Genomic DNA, 18,063 nt, shown 5'->3' with positions numbered 1-18,063 from the left:
TAACCTAATTATACTACTAAGCCAAGATTATATAATCTCAGCCGTACGCTGGCCTGGTGATAGAGGGCTTAAGCACCCGAGGCAATATGGCTTAGAAACTCAACGACTAACTCTAGAACTAGTTCCGGAGCTTCGCGGTGGGGCGTGTGGCCGAGACCGGGCAAAAGAGCCGTGCGCACCGGCCCGGCTACCTGCCGGGCAATGGCGGCTACCTGGGCGGGGGTCCCGTATTCATCGGCCGCGCCCTGCACTACCAGCAGCGGGCATTGCACGCGGGGCAAGTAATGCTCGATGTTCCAGGAACGAAAGTCGGGAGCCAGCCAGGTGTCGGTCCAGGCCCGAAATAGACCCTCGGTATTGGCGCCGTGGTAGCGGGCCAGGCGCTGGGGTAGCTCGGTGGTGGCGTACTGCTGCCGGGCCGCCTGAATGCCGCGCACGGTTTCTTTTTCCACGAACACATGGGCTCCCACCGTAACGGCCGCCGCTACCAGCGCGGGCTCGGCTGCGGCCACCAGCAGGGCCAGCGTACCGCCATCGGAGTGGCCCAGCAGCACGGCGCGGCGAATGCCGCAGGCCGCCAGCACGGCCGGAACGGTACGCGCTTCCTGCTCCAGGTAGGCCGGAGTGCGCGGCTCCGGGCCAAACGGTGCCGACTCGCCGTAGCCGCGCCGGTCATACACGAGGGCGTGGCAGCCCAGGGCCGCCGCCAGCTGGGCCGGCAGCTCGCGCCAGAGCCGGATACTGCCCAGCGAGTCGTGCAGAAATACCAGCCAGGGCCGCCCGTCGGCGGCAGCTACGGGCTGGCGGAGGGTGCGGCAGCGCAGGTAATGGTTGGCGAAAGGAAGGGTGAAATCAGAAACAACAAGCGAAAGCGGCGCGGACATGGTGCAAGTATGCAACCATTTGGCTTCTGCCGCGCTCCTTGCCTTACTTCTCCCCCTCTTATCTACTACTGTCTATGCGGCGCTTCCTACCCTTGGCTTTCTTTCTGAGCAGCGCACTGCTGACTGGCTGTGCCAAAGGCACGGAGCCCATGCCCGCGCCCGTGTATCTGCTAGATCAGCGGTGGGTTCTCACGGAAATAGAAGGGCACGCGCCCAGTCAGCAGCCCGGTAGCAGTGCCACCGATCTGCTCCTGAGCTCCGTGGATAGCCGGGACTCGGGGCGGGCCCCGTGCAACCGGTACGGCGGCAACTATCAGCTAACGGCCGGCACGGCTCAGCTTACTTTCGGGGACCAGTTCTCAACCTACGCTGCCTGCGCCGACCAGGACCAGGAGGCGCGCTACTTTCAGCTCTTGCCCCAGGTAGCGCGCTACGTCATCAGCAACCGCCAGCTTTCCCTCTATGATGCTGAGCACGCCCAGCCCCTGCTGGTGTACAAGGCAGCAGAATAAAAAGCCAGCCGTTTCAAAAGTTACAAAGGCCCAATTCCATTGCCGGAGTCGGGCCTTTGTAGTTCAATGAGCAGGTAGCTTAGAAGCCAACGTTAAGTACCAGAGGCTGCAGCTCCCAAACCCGGAAGTAAGAGTTATACACCGTGCGGACGCCAGCTTCCAGCGGGGTGCGCAGGCGCAGCGGGTTAAACACGGCCGACACATCGAAGCCTACGGAGTAGTGGGTGGCGTTCAGCGGCCCGGACGCTCCCCGGACCATATCCCCGAAGACGGCGCCCTTCAGGCGTTGGATGTACAGCACGCGGCCCCACTCCCAGTGCACGTCGGCCAGGGGCAGGCGGTATTCGGCGCTTAAGGAGCCCAGCTCGTTGTAGCTCAGATAGGGCAGGGAACGGGGGTAGAAGATGGCCGCCCCGAACCGATATTCCTGCTGCCGTTGCCACTGGTAGCCGGCCCGCAGACGCACGGCGTGGTGCAGCCCCAGCCCCGGCAGAAACAGGCTGGCCTGGGCCGCCCGCTGCTCCGCCGAAAGCCCCGTGCCGAAGGGCGTGCCGCGCCACACCAAGCTCAGGCTCTGGCCCCAGCGCGGCCCCACGTCGCGGTAGCTTTGGCGCAGGGTGCGGCTAAAGGCCACGCTACCTACCAGCACGTGCAAGGCCTGCTTACCCACTTCGGTGCGGCTGGGTGGGGCAAGCAGGTCGTAGCCCTGGGTTTGCTCCAGCTGGTAGTAGGCCCCCACGGTAAGGCCCGTGAGCATGCGGGAGGTAGTCAGCGTTAGGGGCAGACGGCTACCCAGGCTCAGGCGGTTGTATTGCCACCGGTCGTAGTCGAGCCCCCCGCCGGCCACGGGTCCCACGGTACGCCGGCCGCCGTGCTCCAGGCTCAGGTCGAGTACCGGCCACAAGCCTTGGTAGCTAATATCGGCAAACGCCCGGCCCGTGCGCTCTACCCCATCGAAGCCAGCCCCTACCACGGCCTGGGTGGTGCTGAGCATGTCCTGGGCCCGCAACCCCAGGTTCAGCCCCGTGCCAGAAGGGCTTTGCACTAGCCCCCAGCTGTAGGTATTAAAGGCGTGGGGCAGGCGGCGGTAGCGCTGAGCGACGAGCGGCGCCCCTGCCACTGAGTCCTGGGGTAGCACGCTGCCAACGCGCCGGGCGCCGGGCTCCCGGGTCGTCAGCTCATCGGCGTAACGGTTGGCGGGGTTGCCGGCCGTAGGGGTGGCCACGGCCCGCCACTGCGCCGGTTGCAGGGGCATTTCCAGCACCCGGCTGCCCTGGGCCCGCACTTCGTAGAAGGCCAGCCGCTGCCCGTCCGGAGCAACGGTGGCGTGGTAGGCGCCCACGGGTCGGGCGGTTACCTGCTTTACCTCGCCGGTGCGGACGTCGACGGCGTACACCTCATCCTGCCCCGAGCGGGGCGAGTTGAACAAGACGTAGTCTTGCCAGGGTTGGGGGTGGGAAAGGTTGTCGTTGGCGGCGGGCAGCACGGTGCGGCTCCGGCCGGTTGCTACCTCCAGCAGCTCCAGACTTTTACCGGCCGGCTCCAGGCGCACTACGGCCGCCGTGCGCCCATCGGCGCCGAAGCGTGGGTGCAGATAAGGTAGGTTCTGGGGGTTGTCGTAGGTGCGCAGCTCGGCGCCGGTAGTAGCGTCCAGCAGGTGCAGGCGGTGCTGGTAGGCTGAGTCGGTACTGACGGCCAGCAGGCGCTGCCCGTCGGAAGAAAGCACAGCGGCCGTGTAGCGGGTGCGCCGGCCGGGCCGGCTGAGGCGGCCGGTTTTCAGGTCCAGCACCCGCAACTCAGAATGCACCTGCTGCTGCCAGCGCGGGTCATAGCGAAATTCCAGCCAGGCCGCTTTCCCCCCGCCCACGGAAAGCTGCTCGGGGTTATGATGCAGGCCCAGCACCAAGCGCTGCCGCTCCGTTTCGTTCCGGCGCAGCTCTACCAGTTGGGGCGTGTGACCCAGGCCGCTTTTCAGGGCCAGCACCGTGTTATTATCTACGTACTGCGGGTACTGGTACTCGGTGAACACCTTTTCTGTGGCCGCTACCGGCAAGTCGGTGGCTGGGGTCAGTTCCCGGCCGGCCTGCTCAGCGCGCCAGGTGCTGTCCAGCTCCTGCATGGTGCGCGCGTACAGGTCGTCGGTGCGCAGGCCGGTGCTGCGGCGCAGCTTATCGGAAAACGAGAGGGGATAGACCGGGAAGCGGTAGTAGCGGTTGAGCACGTCGCTCCAGGCAGTGGCCCCGGCCGTGCGCTTGAGGCGGGTTGTGAGGAAGTAGCCCAGCACGTAGTGGTTGGGCACATTGTCGCGGAAGGAGCCGGCCACAGCTTTGGCGTAAGAGTAGCGGCGGCCAGCCAGCAGGTTGGCCCGCAGGTAGGCATCGAAGTTGGGAATCCGGCCCCGGCCGCTACGGGTCAGGGCAGTTTCCGTACCCACGGCGTCGCCCTCGGCAAACCAGTCGGGCACGCCCAGCGTCGTCAGGCCCAGCCCACCGTAGCCGCCCACCAGGTAGCCTAACTGCCCTACCCCCTGCCGGGCCTTGTCGTACTGCACCACGTGGCGGTACTCGTGGATCGTCAGCTCGTCCAGCCAGTCGAGGGTGCCGGTCAGGAACGGGTCCTGGGGGAACGTGGTATAGAACTCGGAGCGGCGCGGCAGCAGCGTTACAAAGCCGTTGCCGATGGTGGTGCGGGTTTGCAGCACTACCGTTACGGGGCGGGCCGCTAACTCCAAGGAAGCGCCGGCCGGCTCGTGCACTTGCTCCAGGCGGTGGGCCGTGCGGCGGGCCCGCTCAGCAAACCCTTCGGGGTAGAGCACCCGAAAATGGGGCGTGCGCACTTCGTACCAGCGCACGGAAGCGGGCACCTGGCCGAGCACGGGAAGAGTTTGGGCCAGCACGGCGCTACCGGGCCAGGCCGCTAAGGCTACCGCCGGCAGGAGGGTACGCAAGGAAAATATCACGCGACGAATACGGGTTGGAATCCCCGAATAAACTACCTCGACAGGCCGAAAGCAAACTCTCCCGGTAGCAGCCCTGCTACATTTGCCGCAGCCAGGCTTCGGCGGTTTCCGGGTTATCGAAGGGTAGCACCACGGGGCGGGTGGTGTGTTGCAGGGTCAGGTCGGTGGAAAGGCGGCTGTACACGTTGGGCGAGTAAATCCAGGCGAAGTACTCCAGTCCGGCCTCGGCCATGGCCGGAAACCACTCCGTGCCACCCCACTCCGAGGCGTCTAGCCACATGCTGGTTACTTTTCGGTTGTCATTAAGCACTTTGTGGCACTGCTCCTGGCGCAGCAGTTCCAGCATCCGCAGCGCCCCGGCTTTTACTGACTCTCCGCTTTGGTCCCCGGTCCAGTCGGCGTACAGCCAGTCATTACTGTAGTCGAAGTAAATGCTGATGTGCTCGTCCTGGTGCAAAAGGCGCAACGCCATGGTCAAAGATCTTACCTCTGTGAAAAGACAAAGAAATGGTTTCCGTCGCACTTCCTGCGTCCAGGCGGCGTTTGCCGTCGTATATGCTCCAGCTTGCACTCTTCTTCTTTTAAGCTCTTTTCGCTCTCCATGAAATTTTCATTGCTGACCTTTTTGGTTTTACTGCTCGGGGCCTGCTCGGAGCCCCGCCCCGCCGATGCCCAAACGCCTACCCGCTCCACCGCCGGCCCGGCCCCCACGGATTTGCGGGGCCTGAGCGTAGCCACCTTTGCCGGGGGCTGCTTCTGGTGCACCGAGGAAATATTTGAGGAGCTGAAGGGCGTGCGCGCCGTGGTATCGGGCTACAGCGGCGGCCCCGAAAAAAACCCCAGCTACGAGCAGGTAAGCAGCGGCCGTACGGGCCACGCCGAGTCCATTGAAATCTACTACGACCCCAAGCAGATCAGCTTTGCTACCCTGGTCGATGTATTCTTACGCGCCGGCCACGACCCGACAACCCTTAACCGCCAGGGCCCCGATGCCGGCACCCAGTACCGCTCCGTGGCATTTTACCGCACGCCCCAGGAAAAGCAGGAAATTGAGGCGGCCATTAAGCGCGTAAATGCCTCCAAGCAGTACGCTAACCCCATTGTTACCCAGGTCATGGCCTTCACCAAGTTCTGGCCCGCCGAGGGCTACCACCAGGGCTACTACCGCCTCCACCCCAACGAGCCTTACGTGAGCAACGTCTCCACGCCCAAGATTGAGAAATTCCGCCACAAGTTTCCGCAGCTGCTGAAAAGCCCGCTGTAAGACGGATAGGTGGCGCCAGTTTCGGCCCGGTTTTTCGCTCCCGCGTGGGGTGGAAAACCGGGCCTTTTGCTTTCCACTGGTAGCCACTCGCCCCGCCCTCAAAGTCCTGTTGTTTTCCGGCCCGGTCGGGGCAAAAAGGCCGCCCACGCTTTTATCTGGTCTATGTCCAAAAGATTCCTTTTCCAGCGCAACTGGGGGGCTGGTTTTGGGTAGGGAGGCCGCGGCGGGCGCTCTATCTTTGCTTGTTCCTGCCGCGCACCCATCATGGCCTCCGAGTCTATCGATTTCCAGCTCCTCTTTGAGGCTCTGCCTACCCCCCACCTGGTCCTGACGCCCACGCTCCGGATTGCGGCCCTCAATGATGCTATGTGCCAGCTGCTGGCCCAGCCCCGCGAGCAGGTAGTACACCAGCCAGTACTGACCGTGCTGCCCGCCTATCCCGGCATTCCGGGTGCCAGCCTCTGGCAGGAGGCCCTGCAGGAGGTAGTAACCCACCGCGCGGTTCGTAGCCTGGAAGCGCTGCGCTACGAGCAGGCCCCTACCCCCGACGAGGCAGACGCTACTACCCGCTACTGGCAGGTGCTGCTGCGCCCCGTGCTGGACCCAGCCGGCGAGCTGCGCCATATTCTGGTGCGCGTGCTTGATGTGACGGACCGGGTAGTGGCCCAGCAGCAGGGCCGACTTAGCCTGGAAAGCTTCTCGACCCTGGCCCGCACTACCCACGATGCCGTGTGGAACTTTGATTTGCGCACCGGCCACGTGTGGCGCAATGAGACATTTACGACCCTGTTTGGCTACCCGCTCACGGCCGAAACCCATACGTTTCAGTTCTGGTACGAGCGTCTTCACCCCGATGACCTTCCAGCCATTGATGCCACGGTGGCGGCCGTGCAGAAGGGCCAGCAAGTAGCGCCCTTTCTTACGTATCGGCTGCGGCGGGCCGATGGCAGCTGGGCCGAGGTAGTGGACCGCTACCACATTATCCGCGACGAAACCGGCCAGCCGGTGCGCCTGCTCGGGGCTGCCCAGGACGTAACCGAGGCCCGCGCCACCGAGCGCGCCCTGCACCAAAGCCTGGAGCAGTTTCAGCTGCTGGCCGACTTGATTCCCCAGCTTGTTTGGAGCCTGGATGCCCGTGGCCAGAAACTCTATACCAACCAACGCTGGGACGAGTACACTGGCTTAAAGCAATTTACGGACGAAGAATGGGCTGCCCTGGTCCACCCCGACGACCGTCCCCAGGCCGCCGCCAATTGGGCCCAGGCCAAGCGCACTGGCACCTACTACCAGTGCGACTACCGCCTGCGCGACCAAACGGGGCAGTACCGCTGGTTTCTGGCCCAAGCCCGCCCCGTGCTGGATGAGGCGGGGCAGGTAACCCGGTGGTTTGGCACCTGCACCGATATCGAAAACCAAAAACAAGCCCAGCAGCAGCTGGAGAAAAAAGACCAGCAACTACAGCTGATTCTGGGCAAGGTGCCGGCCCTGATTGCTACCCTGCTCGGTCCCCAGCACGTCGTGGGGTTTATTAATCAGCGCTTTAACGACCTGGTAGGCGGCCAGGCCCGGGCCGGACAAACGCCCCAGCAAGCGGCCCCTGTGCTGGCTAACCAAGGCTTGTTTGAGCTGCTGGATGAAGTGTATGCCAGTGGGCAGCCGCTGGTAGAGCAGGAGCGCGCCGTGCTGCTGCCCGCCCCCAGCCCCGGGCCCGACCTCACCCGCTACTTTGATTTTACGGCCCAACCCCTGCTTGATGGTGCGGGTGCCACCCAGGGCATCCTCATCTTTGCCGTGGAAGTAACGGAGCGGGTGCAGGCCCGCCTCGGGCTGGAAGCCCTGAACCGGGAGTTAAGCCGCCAAGACGAGCTGCTGCGGGTCATGACCGAGTCCTTGCCCCAGATTACCAGCATTACCCGCCCCGATGGCTCCATGGAATACCTCAGCCCTCAGTGGTTTGAGTACACCGGCCAAACCATCGACGACTTGCCTAACTGCTGGGCCCTGGCCCTGCACCCCGACGATACCGAAGCCGCCCGATTGGCCTTTCAGCAGGCCGTAGCCGGAAGTGTTCCTTTCAGCGTGGAAGTGCGCCTACGCCGTCACGATGGGCAGTACCGCTGGCACCTAAGCCACTCGGTTCCCTCCTTCGATGATGCCGGTCAGCTTCAGCATTTTTACGGGGCCTGTGCCGATGTGCAGGACCAGCGCCTGCTGGCTGAGGAGTTGCGGCGCAGCGAGCAGCAGTTCCGCTTTCTGGCCGAAAGCGTCCCGGCCATCGTCTGGACGGCTACCCCGGACGGAACCATCGACTACCTCAACTCCCGCTGGACGTACTACACGGGCATGCCTGTGGAGCAGAGCCTGCGTGAGGGTTGGGCTAATCTGCTACGGGATGAGGAGCGCGAAGCCGTCTTTAGCGAGTTTGGTCGCTGCATCCAGACCGGCACCGACCTGGACATGGAAAGCCGGCTGCTGGATGTGCGCACTGGCCAGTACCGCTGGTACCTGCACCGGGCCCAGCCCCTGCGCGACGAGCAGGGCCGGATTATCCGCTGGTTTGGCACCACTGCCGACATCGACGACTACAAGCGGGTTCAGCAGCGCCTGGAAGACAAAAATGCGGAGCTCACCCGCACCAACCAGGACTTGGACAGCTTTGTGTACGCCGTTTCGCACGACCTGAAGCAGCCGATTCACAACATGGCGGGCATCTTTCAGGAGTTGATTCGCACGGCCTTTTTCCGGGACCCGGACGCGGTGAAGCTCATTGCCATGTTCGAGAAGTCCCTGCACCAGATTGACGGCACCATTCACAACCTCTCGGAGCTGGTGCGCATCCAGAAGCTGCGCCACGAGCAGCCCGCCGAGCTGATCGACCTGGCCCAGCTGACGGAAGAGGTATTACTCAGCATTCATGACCAAGTAGCCAGTTCCCGGGCCATCATCCACTCCGATTTTACGGCGGTACCGGCCTTGTTCTTCGTGCAGCCCCACTTGCAAAGCGTGCTGTATAACCTGCTTAGCAATGCCCTGAAGTACGCGGCCCCGCGCCGGCGGCCCCACATTCAGCTGCGCACGGCGCTAGTAGAAGGCCGGCCGGTGCTGGAGGTGCAGGACAACGGCCTGGGTTTGGATTTGCAACGCTTTGGCGGCGAGCTGTTTCAGTTGTTTCGCCGCTTCCACGACCACGTAGAAGGGGCCGGCCTGGGCTTGTACCTCGTGAACCGGGTAGTGCAGAATGCCGGCGGCTACCTCACCGTGGAAAGCACCGTGGGCGAGGGCACTACCTTCCGGGTAGTGCTGCCGGCCAGCGCCCGCCCGGCGTAAACACCCCGGCACGCCTGGCCGCCGGAGGGGGTAGGCACGCCTTGCCCGCGGTTATGGCGCCGGCTACTATCTTGGCTTCCTTGCTGCCCTGTCCTAGGGCAACAAAGCAGGCGGCCAGGCAAGCGGGCCGCCACGGGTTATTTTATCGATTTGCAGTATGCCGCACCCTCCCCTCGTTTCGAAGCTGCCTGATGTGGGCACCAGTATTTTTTCGGTGATGACCCAGCTGGCCCAGGAAAGCGGGGCCATCAACCTGGCCCAGGGCTTCCCCGACTACGACCCGCCCCAACCGCTGCTCGAGGCCCTGGCCCGCCACGTGCTCACGCCCGGCCACCAGCAGTACGCCCCCATGCCGGGCCTGCCGCGGCTGCGCGAGGCCATTGCCGCCAAAACGGCCCGCCTCTACGGCTACAGCCCCGACCCAGGCACGGAAATCACCGTCACCAGCGGCGCTACCGAGGCCCTGTACGCGGTGCTGGCCGCCGTGGTCAGGCCCGGCGACGAGGTGCTGATTCTGGAGCCGGCCTACGATTTGTACGCCCCGGCCGTGCGCCTGCAGGGTGGCGTGCCGGTGTACGTGCCCCTGCTCCTGCCCGATTTTCGGCCCGACTGGGACCAGGTAGCCGCGGCTCTGAGCTCCCGCACCCGCCTGCTCCTGCTCAACTCGCCCCACAACCCCACCGGCGCCACCCTCACTGCCGCTGACCTCGACACCTTGGCCGGGCTGCTGCGCGACTCGCCTACCCTGCTGCTCAGCGACGAAGTGTACGAGCACATGGTGTTTGACGGGCAGCCCCACCGCAGCGTGGTAGGCCATGCCGAGTTGCGCGAGCGGGCTTTCGTGCTGTCCTCCTTCGGGAAAACCTACCACGCTACGGGCTGGAAGGTAGGCTACTGCGTGGCTCCGCCGGCCCTCACGGCGGAGCTGCGCCGGGTGCACCAGTTCGTGACTTTCAGCGTGAGCACGCCCACCCAGCACGCCCTAGCCGACGTGCTACCCGATACCAACCTCTACGACTCGCTGCCGGGGTTCTACCAGCACAAGCGCGACTTGTTCCGGGAGTTGCTGGCCCCTACCCGCTTCCGCCTGTTGCCGGTGCAGGGCGGCTACTTCCAAGTGGCTGACTTCCGGGATATTGCCCCCGAGTTGGACGACGAAACCTTTGCCCGCCGCCTTACCCAGGAAACCGGCGTGGCGGTAGTGCCCATTTCCGCTTTCTACCACAACCGCCAAGACCACCGGCTGGTGCGCTTCTGCTTCGCCAAGCAGGACGCTACCCTGCGCACGGCCGCCGAACGCCTGCAGCAGCTGTAAGTAAAGCAAGCAGCAAGTACCTACCGGTCATTCTGAGCCGGGCGTGGAATGACTAGTTTGGTAAGCTAGGTTCGGGGTAGGGCTGCAGGCTGGTTGCGGGTCGAGTTCGTGCGGATGACGCTGCTACCGCTTGGCTTTGCGGTGGTTAGCAGCCGGACCGGATATTCCGTATCTCAGTGTTTTTTGGTATACTTCACAACTGATCTTCTTTTTAACACTTGTTGCTGTGTCTGATCTGACTGTCTCCTTCGTGCAAAGCTCCCTGCAATGGCACGACCCTATTGCCAACCGACAGGAGCTAGGGCGCCACGTTGACGAAATATCTATTCCAACGGACCTGATTGTGCTGCCGGAAATGTTCACGACCGGTTTTAGCATGGAGGCCTCCGCCCTGGCCGAGTCCATGGATGGACCAACCACCGACTGGATGCGCCAGCTGGCCGCCGCCCGCGACGCGGTAGTGGTTGGCAGCATCATTATTAAGGAACAAGAAGCCTACTACAACCGCCTGCTCTGGGTGCGGCCCGATGGCTCGGTGAGCTATTACAACAAGCGCCACCTGTTCACGATGGCCGGGGAACACCAGGTGTACACGCCCGGCACCGACCGCCTGATTGAGGAATGGCGCGGCTGGCGCATCTGCCCGCTGGTGTGCTACGATCTGCGCGTCCCGGTGTGGAGCCGCAACCCGCTCGACAACCCCTACGACCTGCTCCTGTACATTGCCAACTGGCCCGCTACCCGCCGCACCGCCTGGATTACGCTGCTCCGGGCCCGGGCCATTGAAAACCTGGCTTATACCATGGGCGTGAACTGCGTGGGGCTTGACGGCAACGGCCTCGCCTACACCGGCGACTCGGCCCTGCTGGACATGCGCGGCGAGTATTTGGTAGAAGTCGGCAACCAGGAAACCAGCATTACCCGCGCCCTGCGCCGCGCCGAGCTGGAAGCCTTCCGGGAGCGGTTCCCGGCCCTCCACGACGGTGACCCATTTGAACTGCAAACCCTGATTCGCCGCAGCGAAGCAGAAAAAGCGCGCCTGCTGAAGTAAGTTTCACGCTGTCATTCCGAGTAGTACGAGGAATCTGGTTTGGCTTCTGATGAGTAAATCAGATTCCTCGCGCTGCTTGGAATGACAAGCATTTGGTTTCAACTTTTCAGACATGCTTAGAAGTCGGTAGGCCCGGAGCGGAAACACAAGTGTGTTTCCGCTCCGGGCCTACCGACTTCTACTGACTTTGCTACCTATACCTATCGACCGGCTGTTACTTGCAGGCGCCGCACGGCGGTTTCTCCGGTCAGGGCCTCACAGCGTACCAGATAAATGCCGGCGGGTAATCCGGTTAGTTCCAGGCGGTGCTGCCGGGCCGCGGATGTGGTGCGGCGCACTACCCGGCCGGCCAGGTCGAGCAAGGTAACGCGTACGGGCAAGGGCGCCTCTACGGTAGCCGTGGCCACGGCGGGGTTCGGGTACACGTGCAGGGGTAGGGAGGCGCGGGCCGGCTGCTGGGCCGTAACGGTGCGGTTGCGGGTCACGAAGCTGCTGATGCCCCCGCCTTCCAGACCGATAAATAGCTCGGGCGTGCCATCGGCGGTTACATCGGCGGCGACGGGGGCGTAGCGGAAGCGGGCGGCCGTACCCAGGCGGCCGGCCTGAAACTGGCTGGTAAGGGGGTTATAGAACAGGTCGAGGCGCCCGGAGAAGGCGCCGGTTTGGGCGCGGTAGTTCGAGAAAAACCGGATTTCGCCGCTGGCATCGGCCGTGAGCAGGTCGGGGCGGCCGTCCCCGTCGAAGTCGGCCACGGCGGGGTGCAGGTTGCTGGGCCGGGTGCCGGCACTGGTCCGAATCTGCCCGAAATCAGCGTCCTGCAGCACAAAGGTCTGGCTTACGGCCGTGGCACCCACGTTGCGGTAGTAGCGCAACGAGCCCACCGGCACATCGAAATAATTGGTACCCAGCAGCAAATCGATCCGGCCATCGGCATCCACATCGGTAAAGCAGGGCGCGTCGCCGGGGGTGCTGGGCAGGTTGCTGAAGGTGGCCGTGGCGGCCGTATTAAACACGGCAGCTTGGCCGGCCGCGGCCGTATTCAGGATATAATACAGCGGACTGGAGGTAGCGGTTTGCGCCGCCGAGTACACCAAATCCAGGGCTCCGTCGCGGTTGATATCAGCCAGCGCCGGCTTCAGGGAAGTAAACTTACGGCTGCTCAGGTTGAGGTAGTCGTGGGTGACCAGCTGGAAAACCGGCGTGGCCGCGGTGCCGGCATTGCGGTAATAGCTGAGGGCGGCCCGGTAGAAGCCCCGGGTGTTGTTGCGGCTTACGCTGCCCACCAGCATATCCACCAGTCCGTCGCCGTCCACATCCCCGAAAGCCGGGGCCGCCGCCTCGCTGAAATCCAGCATGTCGCGCTGCAGGAAATCGGTTTGCTCCCGTACCAACGTGGGCGTGGCGCCGGTGCCGGCGTTGCGGTACAGCCACACCGACTGACGGGTATCCACGGTGTCCACGTTGTCGTAGAGGTTGGGGGCCACCAGCACGTCGGGGCGGCCGTCAAAGGTGACATCGGCCACGTAGGCCCCCGGGAAGTTGGGCACGCGCGCGGCGGCCGTGCCGGCTGGGAAGCTCAGGTTCTGGCCCGCGCTAACCATGCGGGCGGTTTGGGCGGTACCATCGTTGCGCAGGCTAATCAGCTCCGGGCAGTTGTCGCGGCCCGTCAGCACATCCTGGTCCCCGTCGCCGTCCAGGTCCCAGAGCGTAATGTTGAAGCCGCCGGTGTGCTGGGGCCGGGCCCCGGCCGGCCGGCACTGATTGGGGGCGAAGGTGAAGCCGGTGCAACTGCCGAAGCAGGCCGCAAAGCCGCCCCAGTAGTAGGAGCCCTGCTCAAACTGCAAGCCACCGCAGGCGGTAGTGCTGGTGTTGCGGAAGTAGTTCACGGCCGGCACCGAGGAAGCAAAGTCGAAGGTCACCACGTCCAGGCGCCCGTCCCCGTCCACGTCCCGGATATCGGGCATGTTGTAGCCGCCGGACGTGATGTTGATGTTGCCGCCGGTGGGGCCGGGCTCAAAGTAGGTAAGCTGGCTGGTAATGAGCTGAAAGCCGGGCCGCCCGGCAGCATTGGCCACGTGGCGGTACACCCGAATGTCGCCCCCGTTGGCGTAGGTAAACAGGTCAGGCTTCCCGTCGCAGTCGTAGTCGCGCAGCAGAACCCAGCTTTGCAGGCCGGCCGGAAACAGGGCTTCGTACTCGGGCGCGTACTGCCAGCGCCGGCCGGCGGGGGCCGTTACGCTGAGAAACGTAAACACCCGCCCCACGGCCCGGTCGAACACGAACAGGTCGGGCTGCTGGTCGGCGTTCAGGTCGATGTTGGAAAACTGGGGCGAATTCAGCCCGCCCGTCCAGGCATTGCGCAGGGTATCGGTGCCGTGCACTACTTTTGCCACGGCCTGGTATTCAAAGCCGAAAAGCGCACTGCTCTGGGCCGCCGCCGTGAGGGAGAAACCACTCAGCAGAGCGGCAAGGTAGCTTCCGGTAAAGTACTGGCGCATGCATACGGGCTTATGGTCCGAGTTACGAACACACTTCTACTGCTCTAAGTTACATGCAAAACCGCATGCTCGACCTTCCGGCCCTGTACGACCGGTTCCGCACGGCCTCGGCCGTCAGCACCGACTCCCGGCAGCCCCAGGACAACACCCTGTTCTTCGCCCTGAACGGCCCCTCTTTCCGGGGCCGCGACTTTGCCCCCCAGGCCCTGACGAAAGGCGCCTGCTACGCCGTAGTGGACGACGAGGAGCTGGCCGCCCGGGACCCGGAGCGATACACCTACGCCCCCGACCCCTTGGTGGCTTTGCAGGAGCTGGCGCACTACCACCGGCGGCAGCTCATTATTCCGGTGTTGGCCATTACCGGCTCAAATGGCAAAACCACCACCAAGGAGCTGGTGCACGCCGTGCTTAGCCAGCGCTACCAGGTGCAGTACACCCGCGGCAACCTCAACAACCACATTGGCGTGCCGCTCACCCTGCTCAGCATCCGGCCCGGCGAGCATGAGCTGGCCATTGTAGAAATGGGGGCCAACCACCAGGGCGAAATCGAGCTGCTCTGCCGCCTGGCCGAGCCTACCCACGGCCTGATTACCAACATTGGCAAAGCCCACCTCGAAGGGTTTGGCGGCGTGGAAGGCATTGTGAAGGGCAAGGGCGAAATGTTCCGGTTTCTGGAGCGGGTACACGGCACGGCCTTCGTGAACACCCTGGATGCCCGCCTCCCCGGCATGGCCGCCGGCATCACCGACCAGGTTACCTACCCCGGCCCGACGGATACCTACCCCGCCGAGCTAGTAAGCACGGCCCCGCAGGTAGTGGTGCGCTTGTTTGACGGCACGGAGGTAGCCGCCCAAATTACCGGAGGCTACAACTTTCCCAACCTGGCCGCCGCCGCCGCCGTGGGCGCTTACTTCAGCGTGGAGCCCGGCGCTATTGCCCAGGCGCTGGCCGCCTACGCCCCTACCAACAACCGCTCCCAGCTGGTGCGCACCGCCCACAATGAGCTGGTACTGGATGCCTACAACGCCAACCCCAGCAGCATGACGGCCGCCCTGAACAGTTTCGCGGCCCGCCCCGGCAACCCCGCCGACAAAGTGGTCATTCTGGGTGACATGTTTGAGTTGGGCCCGGAAAGCGAGGCCGAGCACCGCGCCCTCGGGCAGCTGTTGCGGGGCCTACCCTTCGGCACCGTCCTGCTCATTGGCCAGGACATGCGCCACGCCGCCACCGAGCCGGCTTTCCTGCACTTCACCACCAAGCCCGAAGCGGCCGCTTGGTTGCAAGCCCACCCCCTGCGCGGCCGCCAGCTCCTAATCAAAGGCTCCCGCGGCATGGGCCTGGAAACCTTAGTAGAGCTGGTTTGAGGTCAGACAGGGAAACGGGAGTGAAGTGTCCTAGCGAGCGGGGCACGGCCATCCGTCCCAGTCAACGTGTTAGCCCCTTTCATATAACAAGCCCTTACTTCCATTGCGGAAGTAAAGGCTTGTTATATTATTAGACTTTTGGGTAGAATAAAGAAAGGAATACTTCACTTCCTCTCTATTTCCCTATCTCACCTTAGAAAGGGCTGTCGAAGTTAGCCAGGGTGGGCAAAACCTGGTCTTTGGCGGATACGGTAGCGTTTTGCACTCCCCAATTAATACCCAGGGCGGGGTCGTTCCACAACAGGCCGCCTTCTGCCTGGGGAGCGTAATAGTTGGTGCATTTATAGAGGAAGAGGGTGTTGTCTTCCAGGGCCGTGAAGCCGTGGGCAAACCCTTCCGGCACGTACAGCATGTTGAAGCGCTCCGAGTCCAACTCTACCATCACGTGCTGGCCGTACGTGGGCGAGTTGCGGCGAATATCCACTACCACATCAAGGGCGCGGCCCTGGGCCACGCGCACGAGTTTGGCTTGGGTGAAGGGCGGTTTCTGAAAGTGCAGGCCCCGCACCACGCCCCGGTCGGAGCGCGACTGATTATCCTGCACCCACTGGCCGTGAATGCCAGCGTCCTGCATCTTCTGGGCGCTGAAGGACTCAAAGAAGGCCCCACGAGCATCGCCAAACACCCGCGGGAATATTTCCACTACTCCTTGAATATCAAAGTATTTAAACTCCATACACTACGCGTTAGTTGAGCAGCCGTGGCCGCAAGTTAGCTATAATTAGAGGCGGCCGGAACTGTTTTTGGTTACTTCGCGCACAATGGCCAGGTACTTATCTAGCACAATCTGCTCGTCGAACTTGCGCTCGGCCAGCTGGCGGCCGGCCTTGCCCATCTGCTCCAGCTCCTGATTAGGCAGCTCCAGCACCTGGCGCATTTTAGCGGCTAAGTCGGCGGCGTTGCGCACCTCACAGAGCAGGCCGTTCTGGCCATGGATTACGGTTTCGCGGCAGCCGGGCACGTCGGTAGTGACGATGGGTTTGCCCATGGCGGCGGCTTCGAGCAGGGTTTTGGGCGTGCCCTCGCGGTAAGATGGCAGCACTACGCAGTCGGCCTGCCGAATGTGGGCGGCCACGTCGTCGGAAGTGCCCAGGTACTCCACGTGGCCGGCCTGCAGCCACTGCTCAAACACGGCGCGCTTCACCCCTACCCCTCCCGACTCATCGATACCGCCCAGCAGTTGAATGCGGGTGGTGGGGTGGGCGGCGCGCACCAGCCGGGCCGCCTCAAAGTACTCTTCCACTCCCTTCTCATACAGCACCCGGGCAATCATGAGGAAGGTAAACGGCTCGTGGCGCTCAAACGTGGCGGCGGGTCGGAACCGCTGGGTATCAATGCCGGAGCCGGGCAGCACGTCGGTGACACGCTTATCGACCAGCCCATGCTGCAGAAACAGCTGCCGGTCGTCGTCGTTCTGAAAAAATACCCGCTTGGGAAACTTGAAGGCGAAGCGGTACAGGCCCAGGGCTACCCGGCTCACAAAGTTCTTGACAATGAACACGGTGCCCAGGCCCGACACATTATTGACGCTGGGAATGCCAGCCAGCTTGGCGGCCAGCGTACCGTATATGTTGGGCTTGATGGTGTAGTGCAGCACTACGTCGGGCCGCTCGCGGCGGTAGATGCGGTAAAAGCGGCGGGTCAGCTGGGCGTCCTTCACGGGGTTGGTGCCCTTGTTTTCCATCAGGATAGGGACGTAGCGGCAGCCCAGCTCAGTTTCCAGCCTTGCCGAGTAGTCATCGGGTGGAGCAATGGCCAGCACCTCGTGGCCGGCCGCCTGCAGGGCTTTTACCAGGCTGCGCCGGAAGTTCCAGATATTCCAGCTGGTATTAATAACAACGGCAACGCGCATTCAGGGAGAGGTAAGGAACCAGGAAGAGAGTGCAAAGGTACGAGCCCAAGCCGGCTGGGTTATACTCTCTTTGAAGAAGCCCGGCTCCACTCGTGGGCATAGGTTTACGGCTAGGCCATTCCCCCGCGCCGGGACTTATCTTTGCGTTTCTATGACTGCATTTTCTTTCCTGCTACGCCTGCACCAGCTGGTGGTACTGACGTTCCTGTTGTTTTACGCTTTCAAAGCGGGCCTGCTCCTGCTGGGCCGCCTGGATACGCTGCGCGCCGTCCGGGCCCGCACCCGCCTGGCCGACTCGGTACTGGGCCTGCTGATTCTGGCCTCGGGCGGGGCTTTGCTGGCGCTGTATCCGGGCACTACCCCGGGGTGGCTCTGGGTGAAACTGGGCCTGGTACTGGGGCTGCTCCCCCTGGCTATTATGGCCATGCGGCGGCAATTTAAGCCCGGCGTGGTGCTTACGTTTCTGGGCTTCCTGTACGTGTATTGTTTGTCGGAAACCGGCTCCCTGACGTGGCAGCGCGCTGAATCCGCTGGCACTCCAACGGGCTCCGCGGCCTACGCCCAGGCCCCGGGCTTGGCTGAGGCCACAGCCACCCCCGAAGCTGTGGCTCCCGTAGATTCTGCCCGGGCCGCTACTACCCTTTCCGCGGCCGAGGCAGCGACGCTGGCCGCGGCCGCCGAAGCCCCAACCGAGGCAGCCGAGACGGATGAGGCGCTGGGGGCGGGCAAAGCGTTGTTTGTTCAGCAGTGCGCCGTTTGTCATGGCCCGGATGGCAAGCTGGGCCTCAACGGCGCCTACGACCTGACCAAAAGCAACCTGACCCTTCAGGGCCGCATATACCAGGTTACGCACGGCAGCATCAGCAAGAAAATGCCGGCCTTTGGCGGCAAGCTTACCGAGCAGCAGATTAAGCAAGTCGTGGCTTATTCGCTTACCCTTAGGAACCCGTAACGCCTCGCAGGCATCCTGCCGGCCC

General features: G+C 63.5%; 13 protein-coding genes. 7 read left to right on the top strand and 6 right to left on the bottom strand.

Features of this window, described 5'->3' with window-relative positions:
- Positions 1-68 precede the first annotated feature (68 nt).
- Entirely contained in the window at positions 69-884 is an 816-nt protein-coding gene (locus tag IEW18_RS00420; protein WP_188555852.1) for an alpha/beta fold hydrolase, read from the bottom strand.
- Positions 885-958: 74 nt separating this feature from the next.
- Here IEW18_RS00420 and IEW18_RS00415 point away from each other — a divergent pair, with 74 nt between their 5' ends.
- Entirely contained in the window at positions 959-1,396 is a 438-nt protein-coding gene (locus IEW18_RS00415) for an META domain-containing protein (RefSeq protein WP_188555851.1), read from the top strand.
- Between the two features lie 79 nt (positions 1,397-1,475).
- Here IEW18_RS00415 and IEW18_RS00410 read toward each other — a convergent pair whose 3' ends face one another.
- Complete coding sequence (locus tag IEW18_RS00410) at positions 1,476-4,343, bottom strand: TolB-like translocation protein (protein ID WP_188555850.1); 2,868 nt, start codon at positions 4,341-4,343, stop codon at positions 1,476-1,478.
- 88 nt (positions 4,344-4,431) lie between these two features.
- Complete coding sequence (locus IEW18_RS00405; RefSeq protein ID WP_188555849.1) at positions 4,432-4,827, bottom strand: hypothetical protein; 396 nt, start codon at positions 4,825-4,827, stop codon at positions 4,432-4,434.
- A 129-nt stretch (positions 4,828-4,956) separates the two neighbouring features.
- Here IEW18_RS00405 and msrA point away from each other — a divergent pair, with 129 nt between their 5' ends.
- From msrA to IEW18_RS00385, 4 genes are all read left to right on the top strand, one after another.
- A complete protein-coding gene (gene msrA / locus IEW18_RS00400) occupies positions 4,957-5,619 on the top strand; it encodes a peptide-methionine (S)-S-oxide reductase MsrA (protein WP_188555848.1) in 663 nt (220 codons plus the stop codon).
- A gap of 264 nt (positions 5,620-5,883) precedes the next feature.
- A complete protein-coding gene (locus IEW18_RS00395; RefSeq protein WP_188555847.1) occupies positions 5,884-8,946 on the top strand; it encodes a PAS domain-containing sensor histidine kinase in 3,063 nt (1,020 codons plus the stop codon).
- Between the two features lie 157 nt (positions 8,947-9,103).
- Positions 9,104-10,261, top strand: coding sequence for a methionine aminotransferase (locus IEW18_RS00390; RefSeq protein ID WP_188555846.1), 1,158 nt, complete (start codon positions 9,104-9,106; stop codon positions 10,259-10,261).
- Between the two features lie 226 nt (positions 10,262-10,487).
- Positions 10,488-11,312, top strand: coding sequence for an amidohydrolase (locus IEW18_RS00385; RefSeq protein ID WP_229728532.1), 825 nt, complete (start codon positions 10,488-10,490; stop codon positions 11,310-11,312).
- A 200-nt stretch (positions 11,313-11,512) separates the two neighbouring features.
- Here IEW18_RS00385 and IEW18_RS00380 read toward each other — a convergent pair whose 3' ends face one another.
- Positions 11,513-13,810: a T9SS type A sorting domain-containing protein gene (locus tag IEW18_RS00380; RefSeq protein WP_188555845.1), complete on the bottom strand. Its 2,298-nt coding sequence runs from the start codon at positions 13,808-13,810 to the stop codon at positions 11,513-11,515.
- Between the two features lie 53 nt (positions 13,811-13,863).
- Here IEW18_RS00380 and IEW18_RS00375 point away from each other — a divergent pair, with 53 nt between their 5' ends.
- A complete protein-coding gene (locus tag IEW18_RS00375; RefSeq protein WP_229728531.1) occupies positions 13,864-15,174 on the top strand; it encodes a UDP-N-acetylmuramoyl-tripeptide--D-alanyl-D-alanine ligase in 1,311 nt (436 codons plus the stop codon).
- Between the two features lie 193 nt (positions 15,175-15,367).
- Here IEW18_RS00375 and rfbC read toward each other — a convergent pair whose 3' ends face one another.
- Positions 15,368-15,910 carry a dTDP-4-dehydrorhamnose 3,5-epimerase gene (gene rfbC / locus IEW18_RS00370; RefSeq protein WP_188555844.1) on the bottom strand — a complete coding sequence of 181 codons (543 nt, stop codon included), beginning with the start codon at positions 15,908-15,910 and terminating at the stop codon, positions 15,368-15,370.
- Positions 15,911-15,955: 45 nt separating this feature from the next.
- Positions 15,956-17,086: a glycosyltransferase family 4 protein gene (locus tag IEW18_RS00365; RefSeq protein ID WP_188555843.1), complete on the bottom strand. Its 1,131-nt coding sequence runs from the start codon at positions 17,084-17,086 to the stop codon at positions 15,956-15,958.
- Between the two features lie 151 nt (positions 17,087-17,237).
- On the opposite strand from IEW18_RS00365, the gene IEW18_RS00360 reads away from it, so the two are divergent.
- On the top strand, positions 17,238-18,038 hold the full coding sequence (locus tag IEW18_RS00360; RefSeq protein WP_188555842.1) for a c-type cytochrome: 801 nt from the start codon (positions 17,238-17,240) through the stop codon (positions 18,036-18,038).
- Positions 18,039-18,063: the final 25 nt, after the last annotated feature.

This window comes from Hymenobacter glacieicola (genome assembly GCF_014640315.1).
In the GTDB taxonomy this organism is placed as follows: Bacteria; Bacteroidota; Bacteroidia; order Cytophagales; family Hymenobacteraceae; genus Hymenobacter; species Hymenobacter glacieicola.
This window is presented reverse-complemented; position numbering and strand designations above follow the sequence as displayed.